Genomic DNA, 14,281 nt, shown 5'->3' with positions numbered 1-14,281 from the left:
CTCGTCTTCAACAAGTACTGCCAGTAGACCAGTCAGTACAAGTTCGACAGATTGAACGTGATAAGTACAAAAGGCTTGTAGCTGAGGTATTTGTGAATAACCGTTCTGTTAACCTTGCTATGGTGCAAGAGGGGCAATATGAAAGTTTATCGGCAGTATCTCAAAGGATGCGATCGCACCAAACAACAATTGCTCCAAGCTGAGGCTGATGCTAAAAGTAAGAAGTTAGGATTTTGGAATCAATCGCAGCCGATGATGCCTTGGGATTTTAGGCGAGGTAAGAAAAACACTCAGCCTGCCAACACGCGATCGCAAACACAACAATGCGACGGGGCTTACCCAGATATTTGCATACCACCCAATTCGGCAGACTTGGATTGTTCTAATATTCCCTACCGCAGATTTAGAGTTGTTCCACCAGATCCGCACGGGTTTGATAGAGATGGAGATGGTGTGGGTTGCGAGCGGATTTCCGCTTGCTTCAACGCTTTTCTTTTATGCCGTGTACACAGAACCACAAGTCGGACGAGTTGGTATGACGCTAGAGCAGGCACAGTCTGGCACGACTAAAGTATTTTCAACAATGACAAATCACGAGCAAAGCCAAAACTTTGGGAATAATTTAGTTACTGAAGCTTAAAGTACACATTTATGCCTCAATTGCCGTTAAAGAAATTGCTGCTCGGAGAATTTAGTTGGAAAAGACTAGTGCGATCAATACTGTTGATTTACACTTTTTTCGGACTGTATGTCTTTTTTCGAGCAGACAGTATGATTTTTTTGCCTCAGCCTGCGAGCTATCAAGACAGTGAAAGTATTCTCAAACTACCTGTCACTGATAATGAACAGATTTCAGCAATATACTTGCCCAACCCTCAATCTGCGTATACTTTGCTCTACATTCACGGTAATGCAGAAGATATTGGTAATATTCGTCCTGCGTTAGATCGCTTACATAGTTGGGGATTTAGTGTTTTTGCTTTTGACTACCGTGGTTACGGAACAAGCGATGGTAAGCCAAGTGAACATAATGCATATCAAGATGCTGATACTGCCTACAAATACTTGACACAACAACTTAAAATTCCTCCTAAGCAAATTATCATCTACGGTCGGTCAGTAGGAGGAGGATCAGCAACTGAACTAGCAACTCGTTATTGGGTTGCTGGTTTAATCTTGGAGAGTACATTTATCTCTGCTTTCCAAGTCGTTGTACCTTTTGCCTTACTTCCTTTCGACAAATTCTCTAACCTTGACAAACTGCGAAAAATTCGTTGCCCTGTGCTAGTTATGCATGGTCAAGCTGACCAAACAATTACTTTTAAACACGGTCAAGCACTTTTTGAAGCTGCACCAGAACCTAAAATGTCTCTTTGGATAGCACAAGCAGGACATGATGATTTTACTTGGATAGCAGGTGAACGCCATCAACAAACTTTACTATCCTTTCAACAACTTGTAGAAAAATACAATTAAAACTCTAGTAAAACTATTGCGCTGACTGCAAAACCTTCATGCCGATGAAGATAACAAATTTTTATTATTTTGCCTGGAACAGTTTAACTCGGTAGCAATACTATCCCAATGAAGGGTGGAATGCGGCTATTTATGAAATATGCACTATTAGTTTGAAATTTGTATATGTCTGGTGTAAATAAGCCAAGTAACCATAGCGACAATATCTTGAAAAAAATCTTGTTAATTATTGGAACTGGAGGATTATTACTTGGGATTCCGATTATGTTCATTCGAGTTCCACCAAGCTGTGGCTGTGGTGATAGCAGTAAAGCTACAGTTGGAAGATTTATTAAGGCACAACAAGCATATTTCTCGGAGAAATCAGCTTTTGCTCAATCGTATAGGTTGTTAGAGCTTGGAGATGGAGATGCACCAGCAGCTACAAGCCGCTATCGATATACCGTAGACATGAGTAAGGATAAGTCATTTATATATGCAACTCCGATAAAAGAATTTCCAACTGATGTATTTCAATTAGGACTGACCAAACAGGGCTTCAACAGCCTGATAGGTGCAGTTGCTTACGAGCAAAAAAATAAAACTACTATTTCAATAATGTGCCGCTCCGAAAAACAGACTTTAGCTTATCCTCCCCGACCTATTTTTAAACAAGGTAATTTTAGCTGCCCTATCGGTTTTGAAACTATCAAATAGGATAGTCTGCAAACAATGAATGACATTTTTCGTTTTTAGAAGGATTTTTCGGATTTACAATTATACTACTACATTTGGATTTTATTCTCAGTAAACACTCCAAAGCACAATAAAAATACTAGCAATTGATACAGTAAAATTTTTGACACCTGAGCATTTTTTGAACTCAAAATGTACGCATTAAGAAGAAATAAAAGTTTTTAATTTGTTCATCTTTCCTCTACCAGATGCTATGCGAACGCGTCAAAGCTCCCACTGATTGTAATGCATGAATTAATAATGCGCGAAAGTTGATTTGAGCATGGTTGACTACTTAATTAATCTCTTGATTATGTCAGAAAATTTACAAGTGATTAAGTGAGAAATCAATTGCCGTTTAAACCACAACCTAAACAACGCATACAAACAGAGAAAGTCGCTAAAAGTAAGACAATTTCAATCAGTAATTCAAACTAGCAATTGAGCAACTAATTCTAACAAGCGATCGCCCTTCAGAATTTACCAGTCGTTTAGAGATGGCATTAGGTAAAGTGGCAGCAGAGTAATTTAATAGGTAGTCAAGCGATGGCGCAGAGTGTCTACCATAAACGGTTTTGATGGTTGCCCTAAGATAACGTGCGTAACGTTCCAATCCAAACATCTCCTATTTTAATAGCAAAGTATCTATCACCATTCTGGAGAAAACCTGACCTGTAAGCTTTCTGTTTGATTTTGTGAATTTCTGCTTCACTTAGTTGGTCAATCTTTTCATAAAAATAATTCTCTTGGGCGTAGAGTTCCCACTGAAAATTTTCCAGACTGAAGTTATGAATTTTATATTTCTCAAATGGAAACGTTCTAGCTTCGTTGCTCTTTGTAAAAGTATTGTTATATCCAACAATCCAATCTCCAGTCGCCGCTACAACTTGAGAGTTTATAAAATTATGGTCAAACAACCATATCTTCAAGTAAAAAGGCTCTCCCGACTCCTGAAGTGTTTTATGCCAATTTAAATAAATCTCTATTAAAGCCTCTAGTATTAATCGATTGTACCAAATCGGAGGATTTCTTCTTACTAAGCGATACCAGGGGTCAATAGTGACCTTGACATAATATCGTTGAGACTTGTGCAATTTTGCTATATCTAAAGTAAGATTGTAATTTTTCCAATAGTTAATTTTTCTAATCTGTTTTTTCCAACCTCGAATCTTTTTCTTGTTACTGTACGGGTTTGACATTGCCTTATTACAGGAGTTAACTAATCTACTACTGTAGTATGTATATATTTGGCTTTAAGTTACTTACTTTGTATAAACCCGAAAGCTAGCGCAAAAACACAAACCACTAAATGTGCGCTCGCCCCAATTCTTAGAGTAAACCCCAAGCAATGGTCTACATACACCCCACGCCCAGGCGAACGCTCAAACTTAGATTGAACCGCTTGTTTTGCTAAGACTAATTACCCCAATTATTAAGGGAAGACTAGCAGTAGGAGCGATCACTCTTAAGGCGGGGCGTAGCCCATCGCTCCTCCCAGACTTAAAAAATTGTAATATATTAAAGTAATCACTTCCAGCGGCCGTTACATTAGCGCTCACCCGCTTTTCAAAAAATCTACCAAGTTATAAAACTCAATTTTGGAAACAATTTAAACTATTGTTAATCTGATAATAAGTTTGTTAAATTCATACCATATATATAATAAGGGTTTCGGTATTCTTTTGAAATATCATTCATTGATTCACTATTTTCTTGAAGATATTTACTATTACTCTCTTGAAGCCTTTTAAGTTTTTGATATATGGGAGAAGATTTATCTTTTTTACCACTATTAATATAGTTTAAAACATCTTCCCTTAACTTATTCAATCTATTATGAGTAGCTAAAGGATTATCTGAAGATAGAGTATAAGCTGTTCTATAGTCATGCCCAGCCTCTCTCAATCTCTTCCATTCTTCCCATCTGGACTTTTGATTTAATGGTTCCATTGGATTAAATCTATCGCTATAATTAACAGTATATTTAAATTAGTTTAATTATTATATATTACCTACCTAAATAATCCCTTATTTTGCTACAGCAGACATTGAGACATACATCGAGCGCATAACAGCATTCGAGAGCATGAAAACCACCGACGCGATCACCCCCAACCATGACCAACATCCACAACATCGGCATCACCGATACTGAGTATGCCAAGCTACTAGCCCAAGGCTACGACCCCAACCTAGAATACCAGTTGGTTGAGCTTGGCGAGAGCTTAGACCAAGCTTGTTGCTAGCGCGAATAGTGGGACTGACACAAGACAAAGCACCCCAGACAGACGAGGAGTGGGAAGAGTTCATGGCAGTGTGGGAGGATAGTTACGATGGTTCTCTTGGAAAGTGAGCGATTGCCCTTACTCGATTTTTAGAGGAAAAGTTAAGGATGCGTAGTTTACCAATCGTACTCAAGGCTAAAAATAAGCAATTTAACCAAGATAAGGATATTGTGGCGGTTTGATTTTCAATAATTCTGTCCAGTATCGTATAGCATTATATTTGGTGATTTCGATGTCACGCGATTTGTGAACTCTGCCTATTTCCATTAGAAAATACAGCAGATTGCGGGTAAGTGTAGTACATTAAAATCAGTGCATCAGGCTGAAAATGAAACCTTACTCCATCGATTTTCGAGAAAAAATAGTCCGAGCTTACGAACAAGGAAACACCTCAATCAGACAAGTGGCATCTCGATTTGATGTAAGCAAAGCTTTTGTACAAAAACTGCTCAAACAGAAGAAGACTAAAGGTCATGTGGAACCAGGAAAACAGGGTGGAAGTGTCAAGAGTGAGTTGGATGGGTATAAAAGTCAGCTTGCTTTAATGGTAGAAGAATATCCAGATGCAACCTTGAATGAATACTGTGAGTATTTGGGGGAAACTCACAATCAATGGGTAAGTAGCACTACGATGTGCCGTGCTTTACAAAGACTGCAACTGACTCGAAAAAAAAACATTACGCAGTAGCCAAGGAGCAACCGAGAGAGTTCAAAAACTTAGGAGCGATTATTGGGAACAAGTCAAACACATAGATCCTGACAATCTCGTATTTTTGGATGAGATGGGGGTGTTGTTAGGGTTGACTCGCACTCATGCCAGAAGCCCATTAGGACAAAGAGTATATGACTTAAAACCCTTTTATCGTGGAACAAAAGTTACTGTTATTGGTGCAATCAGCCTCAAAAATGTCTTGGCGGTAATGACTTTAAATGGGTCAATGGGTGGAAATGCTTTTGAGGTTTTTGTCGAAAAATGTTTACTTCCTGTGTTGTGGCCAGGCGCAGTCGTTGTTATGGATAACCTTCCTGCTCACAAAGTAGCTGCAATTGAAGGGTTGATTAAATCCAAGGGTGCTAGTGTTCAATATCTTTCACCGTACTCACCGGATTTTAATCCCATTGAACATTGGTGGTCACAACTAAAAGCTTTTCTACGCTCCTTTTCTCCAACCACCACGAAAATGATTGATATTCTCATTGCTACTGCACTCGATTTGGTTAACCCCAAACATTTAAACAACTGGTTTACAAACTGCTGTTACTGTACTTCATAAACCTGCAATCTGCTGTATGTAAGTTTAAGAGCAGTAAGTAAGTTAATCAACCCTACCGCTTTAAAATTCTGTAAAAATAAGTGGAGCAGAATTTGTAATTTTTGTTTATGACGAAAATACATCCACCATTTCATTTGATGTATGGCGATACTGGTTTGATAAACTAATGTATTTTCTACTTGGGTTAATTTATCTTTAGCTTGATAATAAAACTGCATTTCTCTGTCAAAATCACCTGCTTTCTGGGCTAAAGCTGCATCATCCGCTAATTGATAAGCCTGACTAATTAAGTTACCTGCTGTTTCTGCCTGCTGTTGAGTGTAACCAAGTTTCATATATATAGTAGCTGCTGCTGATGCCAATTCTGCAAACTCCTCAGCATCATGTAACCAATATATTTGTGCTTGTAATTCCCCTAGTGTGGCTGCTAAAGTCTCATTCATATTCAATCTAACTTTTTCTATAAGGCAATCTGGTAGTGATGCGTTCAGGGTTTCCTCTAAGAAAATGAAAAGAGCGATCGCTGAAACGATAATGCGTTTTTTACTCTTTGAGATTAGCGGATGCTCCCCTTGTAGTAAGCTACAGCTAATATTCCAAGGGTGATGCAACGGGAGCTTGATGATAACGAAGAAGACCATTCAGTGTAGGGTTTGTGAATTGTGTTGAGGATTGAAAGCCGATGTGCGCCTAATTCCCCAGTGACCAGTGTATAGCGGTCATCTTGCTTCATTTTTATCCCCAAAATGTCATTTGGAATAATTGTAAAGCAATCACCTCTAGCATCGTCAGGCGATCGCATTTTCACGGAAATAACTGTTGAAGTGCGCCGTTCTTAGAGGATGCATGGCGATCGCTCCCCCTCACAACCCTCAAACCCTGCTAAAATCCCTGTATCAAATATACCAACTACCATGTCTGGCAAAGGATTTGGTCAAGGTAAACCCACAAAAATAGTACAAAAAGCATCCTGCAATTATTGCTAGTAGGGACTCGGAGCAGGTTCTCCCACACTGTTAGTCCAGATGTCGTCTGGCAGCGATCGATCGCGGTGACACACTCGATCTAGGAACTGGGTTGTCATTCGTTTTAGTGAGGAACAATTTGTTTGTTATCCCCATAGCTGCTGCAAGACCGTAGCTCAGGTTATCACTCAAATTACAGGGGACACTTCGGCACTAAATCAGTTTCTTAACGTTCCAGACTTACAGCAACAACAGCAGTGGACAGAACAAGAAGCTGTAGAGATGGCAGCAAGCAGAAAGAGAGACAATTATCAATGTCAAAACGGTAACTTTCATAATAATTCTTCTACATTAATGACATCGCTGATTGAAAAAAAAGAAGGTAGTCGCGCTACGAAGAGGAAGAATGCCTACAGAAAAAAAATGAGGGCTATCAAGGCGGCTAAATCAATTGATGAGACTAGTTAAAATATTTGGGCAATTATTTCCAATCCTCAACTTCCCATTGCTCCAACGCCTGAAAATCCAGTACCCGACAAGGGCAAACAATTACTGTTCGGCTCGGCTGTGTGGATGCACCCGAACTCAAACAAAATCCTTGGGGTCAGCAATCCAAGTCTCGTCTCCAGCAACTACTGCCAGTGGGTCAGTCTGTGCAAGTTCGGTCAATTGAGCGTGATAAGTATAAAAGGCTTGTAGCTGAGATTTTCGTGAATAACCGCTCAGTGAACCTCACGATGGTACAAGAGGGGCAATATGAAAGTTTATCGGCAGTATCTCAAAGGATGCGATAAGCGAAGCTTAAGCCTTCGGCTATCGCACTAAAGACCAGTTTCTTCAGGCTGAAGCTGATGCTAAAGGTAAGAAGTTAGGATTTTGGAATCAATCGCAGCCGGTGATGCCTTGGGATTTCCGGCGAGGTCAAAAGCTAACTCAAGACACGACGACGCGATCGCAAACACAACAGTGCGTTCCCTCTTAGGGTTGCCGAAGGCATCCATCCTACCCAGATATTTGCATTCCGCCCAATTCGGCAGATTTAGATTGTCCTGATATTCCTTACCGCAGATTTAGGGTAATTCCACCCGATCCGCACGGGTTTGATAGAGATGGGGATGGTGTGGGTTGCGAAAGATAACTATTAGATTTGTAGGTTTAATCCAGTGGGAGAGTATATTTAGACAGCATCAGTACGAGCGCCAATTTTCTGATTAATCAAGTAAATTTATAGAAACATATGCTTGAAAATTTCTAAAATCTTGATCAGTTGTCAATATATACCAACTACGACGATAAGCTACTGCACATAGTAACAAATCAGTGTTAGCTCCTTGGATACCATTTGAACGACACGTATTATAAAACTCAGCAGCTAATTCATAGTCTTCGATGGTTAACGACAAATCAGGAAAAGCACGAAGCGAGTCTTTAAGCCTAGTAAACTGTTCAGTAGAACGAACACCTGAAAGAACTTCTTGTCTGACAACACCTAGTAAAACGACTTGCTCATCTGCAATTAACTCACGTAAGCGTTGAACCACAGATAAAGCTTGTTGTTGGGTATTACGCCGTAACGCTAACGACCACACAGAGGTATCTACAACAACTTTCATTGTTTTTGTCGCTGCTGTTTGTAATTATAATCATCGTCATAATCAATTGTTCCAAATAAATCAAGTATTTTCATCTGCTGACGACGTTGTACATATTCACGTAGGGCTTGTTCGACCACATCGCGTTCGTTTCGTTGGTTACTTAGAGCTAGAGCTTCTTGAATTAAAGCTTCGTCGATTTGGAGATTAACTGTCATGCAATTCAATATTAATTGGTTCTTTTATGTATTATATAGATGAAGCAGAAAACCCCACGTTGTGAAAAATGGGTTGAGAGATTTCTACACAGTATCATCCATCCACCCACAGTTTGCACAATCCCAATGTACCCGTGCCCTGTAATCAAATTCATATTTGGCACCACACCCTGGACACCTACCAGTAAACAACGGATGGCAATCAAGCAACTCTAACTGTTGCTGTTGTGTCCAGCGTGGGCGGGGCTGTAGAATCAACTCGCCGTTGTAATAACTTGCCCCCTCTGGCTGCCATAGTTCCTCAACTGGGGCATTTGGGTCTTCTCGAAAGTCGATGCAGCTATCCCCGTCTACTCCCGTTGGATGAACGGCACAAACTATGTGAGGGTTATGTGAATATAGGAGACAGTGATTGCACTGTGGTATTTTTGGCATATTACCAGTTATACATCGGGCTTTTGTTTTTGAGAATATTGAGCGATCGCCGCTGTTAAGGCTGGTGATTATCCTATCAACACTTGAACAGTCAAATTGTACCTTGTGCCATACCTGCTTCAAGATTTTTGTAATTTGTCCGGAAAGTGGAGAACTCTCGCTGTATCTGACTACATACCAAAATCACTATACGTAAACTAGGAGACAACAGCCTATTCGTCTCCCATATATGTAGGACTGTAAAGCTCTTCTTTCAAGGTACTGCTGTGGACTTGCTCCAGGGCAGTTTTTTATTGCACCGACTGCGGGAGTATTGTTCATTGAACGAGTGCTGGAATGTACCGACAGTTGAAGTGCGCTGGGATGGTTTTGATTGCCTCTAATTTTTAGTTTCTTTTAACAAATAAAACCCGATATCTTGATGAAGCCAAAGTTTCAGAATTATGCTTCGATTATTCTTTTACCAGAGTGACAAAATAGAGATAAACATGATGTTAGAAAACAGAATCAATATAAGAGCTATCCTTCACTATGCCAGCACCTTAGCAGGAACATTGGCAACCTTCCAACTTGGCTTTGCCAAGAAAACGCAGGCGCAGTCTACTTCATTAAGCCAACGTAAAGCGATTTTGTTAGCGGTAGATTTACAAAATGGCTTTTTAAGCGCACCTGAATGTGAAGCGGTTATACCAAAGGTGGTTGATAATGCTAGGGCGTTTCATCAGATTTGGGCAACTCGCTTTTTTAACGGAAATCCTAACTTTTCTCATCAACTCAACTGGAACGAGATGGTGTCTGGACAGGAAACAGAGCTTTCTAAAACCTTAATTAAGGTTGTCAGCAAAACGTTTGATAAGCCTTCATATTCTCCGATTTCACCGACTTTGCTCCAAGTAAATACTATACCTCGTTTCTTTTTTTCTCATGCTCCAACTTCTTTTGTGATTTCACCTGCTCTCCTCCAAGCCCTGCAAAATAATGCTATTACTACAGTCGCAGTGTGTGGAGTTGATACAGACGCTTGTGTGATGGCTACAGCTTTAGGACTCTTTGATGCTGGATTTGAGACGTTCGTAGTATCAGATGGTTGTGCTTCTAGTGGTGGGCAAGAATATCATGAAGCAGCGATTAAGATATTGAAACGTAATATTGGAGAGAAATATGTGATTTCTTTTAGCGAATTATCGGCAATGTTGTTTTAGTGTATAAGAGAGTGTTTGAAAATTTTGAGCGGTAAAAATTTATGCCAAATCCTTTACTTAAACTTCCAATACCCTGTTGATGAAAGATTTGTTCACATTTTTGAGAGTAGAATGTGGCACTAAAATTCTGGCTGCAAAACACAGAACTCCAGACAACGAAAAGATGTGGACACAGAACTCAGGGTGCGCGGTACATCAGGACTGCGTGTAATTGACCCTTCCGTGTTTCCGCTGTCAATCACCGCAAATACAGCAGCAGCAACTATGATGATTGCTGATAAAGGAACTGACGCGATCATTAGATCGCTATTTGGAGGGTAGTAATTTCAATACTAATTAAATCAAACGAAAGCACATAGAACTTGCGGAAATTGACAGATGCTCCCAGATGGCATTGCTCTTTTGCTGCTTGATTGTTGGTCGTTTCCCCCTTTCTTGATAACAGGTAGTAATGGTAAATTTCCTTTACTTACAACATTTTAGGGTGATTTATGAACAAAGGCGAATTAGTGGATGCTGTAGCAGCAAAGACCAACATCACAAAAAAGCAAGCATTGCAAGTGATCAGTGCCTTTTTAGAAGTCGTGACCGAAGCTGTAGCCAATGGTGAGAAGGTAACGCTCGTAGGGTTTGGGTCATTCGAGCGACGTGAGCGCTCTTCTCGCGAGGGGCGTAATCCCAAAACCAATGAGCCAATGACTATTCGGGCGACAAAAGTGCCTGCGTTTTCTGCTGGCAAGCAGTTTAAAGAAAAAGTAGCACCAGCACTATAAGTCGTAACTGTCAAATCGTAGATGTTACAGATGGCAATCGCCACTTGCGACACTGTGCGCTTGTTGTGAGCGCGCTTATCCAGATTTTTGCATACCACCCAACTCGGCAGATTTGAATTGCCCTGATATTCCCTACCGCAGATTTAGAGTTGTCCCACCAGATCCGCACGGGTTTGATAGAGATGGGGATGGGGTGGTTTGCGAACGGTGATTATGCCAAAATGCGGATTCTAGTGATTTTTGTTTCAGTCGCGTTAATTAATGACTGATAAAGGTTGTAGTAATTATTGTTCTACAAATGGTACTACAACTGCGTCACCGTCTTGTAATTCAATATCTTGGCTTAAATCTTCTGCTGATAAGTATTTGTACAGGTTTACATCAATTGTTTGCTTAGTTTCATTAAATACTTGTCGGCGGATTTGAACTCGACGAATATCAGCATATTGAGTAATTCCACCTGCCGCCTGGATCGCTTGAGTTACAGTAGCTAATGAGCAAGGCTTTGCCAAATGTTGGCTCTGTGGTGCAGTTTTCAGCAGAAAATAAGCTCCAGGATATTGGACTTCTCCAATCACGGCAATATGAACCTGATGTTGTGTATGGCTTTGAGTACTAGGCTGTACTTGATTAGGTTTGTTGGCACACAAGCTAGTTCTATCATCAGGCAACGGTGTAGCTAATACTGGTAGACAAGCTATTTGTAGAGGTAAAACAGTCATCAAAAGGCTGATGGAAGTTAAATTTTTCATAAAAACAACTTTAAGATCGGATTACAAAGCTCTAAGTAGTTTGGTGAGCAAAGTTTGTGTCCATCAATTCTGTGCGTGAGTTCATCCGGACAGCGCGGAACATTCCAAATCGGCACAGCCCTGTACCAAATGCCAAACGCATCAGCAATAACGTCGGCACCTCGCGCACAGACTTGACAAAACCAGATACCCCAAAACGCACCAATCCGCTCGGTCGAGCTATACCTTGCCAGATTGAATCTAACCAAGAAGGAAGCGTTTGTTTTGTCCAGTTTGCTGTAATTACTTCTCCCTCGACTAATTTCGTCTCTGTTAAAAGCTCACTAAAGCCTTCTATGCTGGAAAAAGCTGGATGAGACCACTGTTCGAGGAGTTGTTTGATCACTGCTTTCTCCCAGAAATTTAGGGGTTTCTTGCGGTCATCCCTTTGATTCCAGTCAGCTACAACCAAAACTCCACCAGGCTTTAGCACCCGCATTAGTTCAAGCGCAAAAACGGCTTTATCAGGCATATGGGGGCCTGCTTCAATCGACCAGACAACATCAAAACTGGCATCTGGAAACGATAATGCCATTGCATCATCGACCGCAAACTGGGCGTTTATCCCTTGGGGCGTTAACTCTTGGGCGCGTTTTACCTGAATAGGGCTGATTGTAATCCCTGTAACAGCAAACCCATAATCTCGCGCTAAAATCCGGCTACTACCCCCAATACCACAGCCAACATCTAAGACAGTAGTACCAGGAGGTAATTTTTCTATTCCACCCCATTTAACCATTTCATGTACAAAGTCAGATTTAGCAACCAAAAAATCCTTCCGTCGTGGCGGCGAACCGTAGTGGCCGAGGTGAATGTGTTCTCCCCAATAAAACTCTAGGATGCCGTCAGCAGTCCATTGATCGTAGGAATTAGCGACTGTGGCAGAAGATTCATACTTGCGAGCAGTCAGGAAATAAACCAAAATTCCCATCGCTAAAAGCAGAAGAACACCAATTACAAAATATAGTAAGTTTGACATTGTTTTGAAAGCTCCCTATACAGTTAATGTAGCTGGTAAATTGGCAAAAAGCTTGATTATTAAAAGTTAATGCTTAATTATCTATAATTCTATTTATGCCAGAGTGATTCTTAGAAAGATTAGGTTATACAATATTGGAAAAATCCTCAAAGTTGCGTCGTAACCAATTTATTCCCACTTTATTGTTCAACTTTATCTTGTGTAGTATATTAGTGTACATATTAATTAAAATCTTTGCGCCATGCTCTCTGATTACATCAATCAACTTTATAAAATTGCTTTTAATTAAATATGCAATTGGAGAATGTGCTTTCATGAAGATCAATACAAACACGCGAGATTGATGCTCTGTTTATAGAAGATATAAGTGACATTCTTTCAAGCTCAACAGCTTATTGTTACCGTGCATCACCCCGCTCATGAAATAACTGCGCTCCGCACTCATTGCAGAATATATTTTTGACTTCACGTCCGCTGTCAGCTTTGCGAATCCAGGCTTTTGGCTGTCCTTGAGTAATAACTAAAGCATCCCGTGGTATGGTCAGTGACATTCCAAAGGCACTCTTATGATTGTTTTTGACATTCTTTGCAATGGCGCAGGTAGAGAGTTAAAGGTTGGGAGCGGATTTCGTAACGGAACTCTCCGCATTGACAACCCCCTGTATATGGAAAATTCACAATTTTACTCTCCTTTTTGTTTCTCTGCTCTAATAGTTTGGTCAGCTTGTTGTCTTAAACTGGTAATACCTGCTTGGTTTAACGTCATAGCTGTAATGTTGCCTGTGTCATCTTGTGCAAAACAAATATTTGTATTTACAGCTTTGGCAAAAAATTCTAGCTCCGAGGTAGGAAAGAACTGCAATGGTGGTTGCTGCTGACATTGTACAAATAAATTTCCGTCGTGAGTTATTACTTGAAACTGCAACCCTGCCTTAGTTGAATACAATCCACAATATCTATCAGCTTGTACCACAGGAACAATTGTTTTTTCTTTTGCAAAGGCATCAGGCCAGTCATACTCAAGTGCAAGCGCTCGCATGACTTCTGGTATCAATTGGCTTTGATTCGAGTTAAGCATGACAATAGCACCTTTGCCAATATGAGCGTAAACACGCATTAGTGATACAAATCCTTCATTGTGACCACTATGAAAAAAGTAGAAACCATCGCCAATTCCACCACCTGCAAAGAATCCTAATCCGACAAATAATCCATTGCCTAATCCGATAAACTGCTCATTAGCTCCTTGTATCTGCTCTGGCTGTTGAGGACGCAACATTTGTTCTAGTGTCTGTTTATTCCATACAGTAGGAGGAAAACCATGTAATACTCGCATCACTTCAACTGCAAGTTTGGCCAAATTTGATGGAGTTGTCCATAAACCTGCGGCTGCCATCTCAGGATAAATGTGGTGTTTACCTTCAATTGGGATACCAGAGCAGAAGTGAGCAGTTGCAGCTTTAATTAACCAATCGTCCAACAGTGGCTGTTGATAAGTGCTATTTGTCATCCCCAAAGGCTCAAGCACTAATTCGTGCATGATTTTGGGAAAAGGTTGCCCTAGTAAATCAACCAAA

The 14,281-nt window shown here is 40.4% G+C and carries 22 protein-coding genes and 2 pseudogenes; 11 read left to right on the top strand and 13 right to left on the bottom strand.

Annotated elements, in window-relative coordinates:
• The 4 genes from AC5JL8_RS37540 to AC5JL8_RS37525 all read left to right on the top strand — a co-directional run.
• A partial coding sequence (locus AC5JL8_RS37540; protein ID WP_495884767.1) for a thermonuclease family protein occupies nucleotides 1-203 on the top strand: 203 nt, incomplete at its 5' end.
• Nucleotides 139-570 (top strand): thermonuclease family protein, encoded by a 432-nt coding sequence (locus AC5JL8_RS37535; protein ID WP_495884766.1) that lies wholly within the window; start codon nucleotides 139-141, stop codon nucleotides 568-570. The genes AC5JL8_RS37540 and AC5JL8_RS37535, both read left to right, overlap by 65 nt.
• An 81-nt stretch (nucleotides 571-651) precedes the next feature.
• The gene (locus AC5JL8_RS37530; protein ID WP_495884765.1) at nucleotides 652-1,476 is read left to right on the top strand and encodes an alpha/beta hydrolase; all 825 of its coding nucleotides are present in this window, start codon (nucleotides 652-654) and stop codon (nucleotides 1,474-1,476) included.
• Nucleotides 1,477-1,641: 165 nt separating this feature from the next.
• Nucleotides 1,642-2,172, top strand: a complete 531-nt coding sequence (locus AC5JL8_RS37525) for a type IV pilin-like G/H family protein (RefSeq protein ID WP_495884764.1) — start codon at nucleotides 1,642-1,644, stop codon at nucleotides 2,170-2,172.
• A gap of 439 nt (nucleotides 2,173-2,611) precedes the next feature.
• On the opposite strand, the gene AC5JL8_RS37520 is transcribed toward AC5JL8_RS37525, so the two are convergent.
• From AC5JL8_RS37520 to AC5JL8_RS37510, 3 genes are all read right to left on the bottom strand, one after another.
• Complete coding sequence (locus AC5JL8_RS37520; RefSeq protein ID WP_495884763.1) at nucleotides 2,612-2,803, bottom strand: hypothetical protein; 192 nt, start codon at nucleotides 2,801-2,803, stop codon at nucleotides 2,612-2,614.
• Nucleotides 2,778-3,389, bottom strand: coding sequence for a hypothetical protein (locus tag AC5JL8_RS37515; protein WP_495884762.1), 612 nt, complete (start codon nucleotides 3,387-3,389; stop codon nucleotides 2,778-2,780). The genes AC5JL8_RS37520 and AC5JL8_RS37515 overlap by 26 nt, the downstream gene beginning before the upstream one ends.
• 421 nt (nucleotides 3,390-3,810) lie before the next feature.
• Nucleotides 3,811-4,140, bottom strand: coding sequence for a hypothetical protein (locus AC5JL8_RS37510; RefSeq protein WP_495884761.1), 330 nt, complete (start codon nucleotides 4,138-4,140; stop codon nucleotides 3,811-3,813).
• Nucleotides 4,141-4,307: 167 nt separating this feature from the next.
• Between AC5JL8_RS37510 and AC5JL8_RS37505 the strand changes: the two genes are divergently transcribed.
• The 3 genes and pseudogenes from AC5JL8_RS37505 to AC5JL8_RS37495 form a co-directional block, all read left to right on the top strand.
• Nucleotides 4,308-4,436, top strand: coding sequence for a hypothetical protein (locus tag AC5JL8_RS37505; protein WP_495884760.1), 129 nt, complete (start codon nucleotides 4,308-4,310; stop codon nucleotides 4,434-4,436).
• 367 nt (nucleotides 4,437-4,803) lie between these two features.
• On the top strand, nucleotides 4,804-5,163 hold the full coding sequence (locus AC5JL8_RS37500) for a helix-turn-helix domain-containing protein (RefSeq protein WP_495884759.1): 360 nt from the start codon (nucleotides 4,804-4,806) through the stop codon (nucleotides 5,161-5,163).
• 22 nt (nucleotides 5,164-5,185) lie between these two features.
• A pseudogene (locus AC5JL8_RS37495) lies at nucleotides 5,186-5,749 on the top strand (IS630 family transposase); the annotation flags it as partial.
• Here the strand turns inward: AC5JL8_RS37495 and AC5JL8_RS37490 are convergent.
• Nucleotides 5,734-6,192, bottom strand: coding sequence for a hypothetical protein (locus tag AC5JL8_RS37490; protein ID WP_495884758.1), 459 nt, complete (start codon nucleotides 6,190-6,192; stop codon nucleotides 5,734-5,736). The pseudogene AC5JL8_RS37495 and the gene AC5JL8_RS37490 overlap by 16 nt on opposite strands.
• A gap of 113 nt (nucleotides 6,193-6,305) precedes the next feature.
• Nucleotides 6,306-6,482 carry a hypothetical protein gene (locus AC5JL8_RS37485; RefSeq protein ID WP_495884757.1) on the bottom strand — a complete coding sequence of 59 codons (177 nt, stop codon included), beginning with the start codon at nucleotides 6,480-6,482 and terminating at the stop codon, nucleotides 6,306-6,308.
• Nucleotides 6,483-7,283: 801 nt separating this feature from the next.
• On the opposite strand from AC5JL8_RS37485, the gene AC5JL8_RS37480 reads away from it, so the two are divergent.
• The gene (locus AC5JL8_RS37480) at nucleotides 7,284-7,508 is read left to right on the top strand and encodes a thermonuclease family protein (protein ID WP_495884756.1); all 225 of its coding nucleotides are present in this window, start codon (nucleotides 7,284-7,286) and stop codon (nucleotides 7,506-7,508) included.
• A gap of 417 nt (nucleotides 7,509-7,925) precedes the next feature.
• Here AC5JL8_RS37480 and vapC read toward each other — a convergent pair whose 3' ends face one another.
• The 3 genes from vapC to AC5JL8_RS37465 all read right to left on the bottom strand — a co-directional run bounded on the left by vapC (nucleotide 7,926) and on the right by AC5JL8_RS37465 (nucleotide 8,959).
• A complete protein-coding gene (vapC, locus tag AC5JL8_RS37475; protein ID WP_495884755.1) occupies nucleotides 7,926-8,327 on the bottom strand; it encodes a type II toxin-antitoxin system VapC family toxin in 402 nt (133 codons plus the stop codon).
• On the bottom strand, nucleotides 8,324-8,524 hold the full coding sequence (locus AC5JL8_RS37470; RefSeq protein ID WP_495884754.1) for a type II toxin-antitoxin system VapB family antitoxin: 201 nt from the start codon (nucleotides 8,522-8,524) through the stop codon (nucleotides 8,324-8,326). Before AC5JL8_RS37470 ends, vapC begins: the two co-directional genes overlap by 4 nt.
• Before the next feature lie 84 nt (nucleotides 8,525-8,608).
• A complete protein-coding gene (locus tag AC5JL8_RS37465; RefSeq protein ID WP_495884753.1) occupies nucleotides 8,609-8,959 on the bottom strand; it encodes a hypothetical protein in 351 nt (116 codons plus the stop codon).
• A 488-nt stretch (nucleotides 8,960-9,447) separates the two neighbouring features.
• On the opposite strand from AC5JL8_RS37465, the gene AC5JL8_RS37460 reads away from it, so the two are divergent.
• From AC5JL8_RS37460 to AC5JL8_RS37450, 3 genes and pseudogenes are all read left to right on the top strand, one after another.
• Nucleotides 9,448-10,161: a cysteine hydrolase family protein gene (locus tag AC5JL8_RS37460; RefSeq protein WP_495884752.1), complete on the top strand. Its 714-nt coding sequence runs from the start codon at nucleotides 9,448-9,450 to the stop codon at nucleotides 10,159-10,161.
• A 162-nt stretch (nucleotides 10,162-10,323) separates the two neighbouring features.
• A pseudogene (locus AC5JL8_RS37455) lies at nucleotides 10,324-10,482 on the top strand (GMC oxidoreductase); the annotation flags it as partial.
• Between the two features lie 170 nt (nucleotides 10,483-10,652).
• Nucleotides 10,653-10,934, top strand: coding sequence for an HU family DNA-binding protein (locus tag AC5JL8_RS37450; protein WP_495884751.1), 282 nt, complete (start codon nucleotides 10,653-10,655; stop codon nucleotides 10,932-10,934).
• A 284-nt stretch (nucleotides 10,935-11,218) separates the two neighbouring features.
• Here the strand turns inward: AC5JL8_RS37450 and AC5JL8_RS37445 are convergent, their stop codons facing one another.
• From AC5JL8_RS37445 to AC5JL8_RS37425, 5 genes are all read right to left on the bottom strand, one after another.
• Nucleotides 11,219-11,686, bottom strand: a complete 468-nt coding sequence (locus AC5JL8_RS37445; RefSeq protein WP_495878426.1) for a polysaccharide biosynthesis/export family protein — start codon at nucleotides 11,684-11,686, stop codon at nucleotides 11,219-11,221.
• Between the two features lie 31 nt (nucleotides 11,687-11,717).
• Nucleotides 11,718-12,704, bottom strand: a complete 987-nt coding sequence (locus AC5JL8_RS37440; RefSeq protein WP_495884750.1) for a methyltransferase domain-containing protein — start codon at nucleotides 12,702-12,704, stop codon at nucleotides 11,718-11,720.
• A gap of 398 nt (nucleotides 12,705-13,102) precedes the next feature.
• Nucleotides 13,103-13,255: a GFA family protein gene (locus AC5JL8_RS37435; protein ID WP_495884749.1), complete on the bottom strand. Its 153-nt coding sequence runs from the start codon at nucleotides 13,253-13,255 to the stop codon at nucleotides 13,103-13,105.
• 13 nt (nucleotides 13,256-13,268) lie between these two features.
• On the bottom strand, nucleotides 13,269-13,382 hold the full coding sequence (locus AC5JL8_RS37430) for a GFA family protein (protein ID WP_495884748.1): 114 nt from the start codon (nucleotides 13,380-13,382) through the stop codon (nucleotides 13,269-13,271).
• Between the two features lie 4 nt (nucleotides 13,383-13,386).
• Nucleotides 13,387-14,281, bottom strand: an 895-nt coding sequence (locus AC5JL8_RS37425) for a serine hydrolase (RefSeq protein WP_495884747.1), incomplete at its 5' end; no start/stop codon positions are given.

The organism is Mojavia sp. (assembly GCF_059505145.1).
The sequence above is the reverse complement of the archived record's forward strand: the minus strand, read 5'-3'. Positions and strand labels throughout refer to the sequence as shown.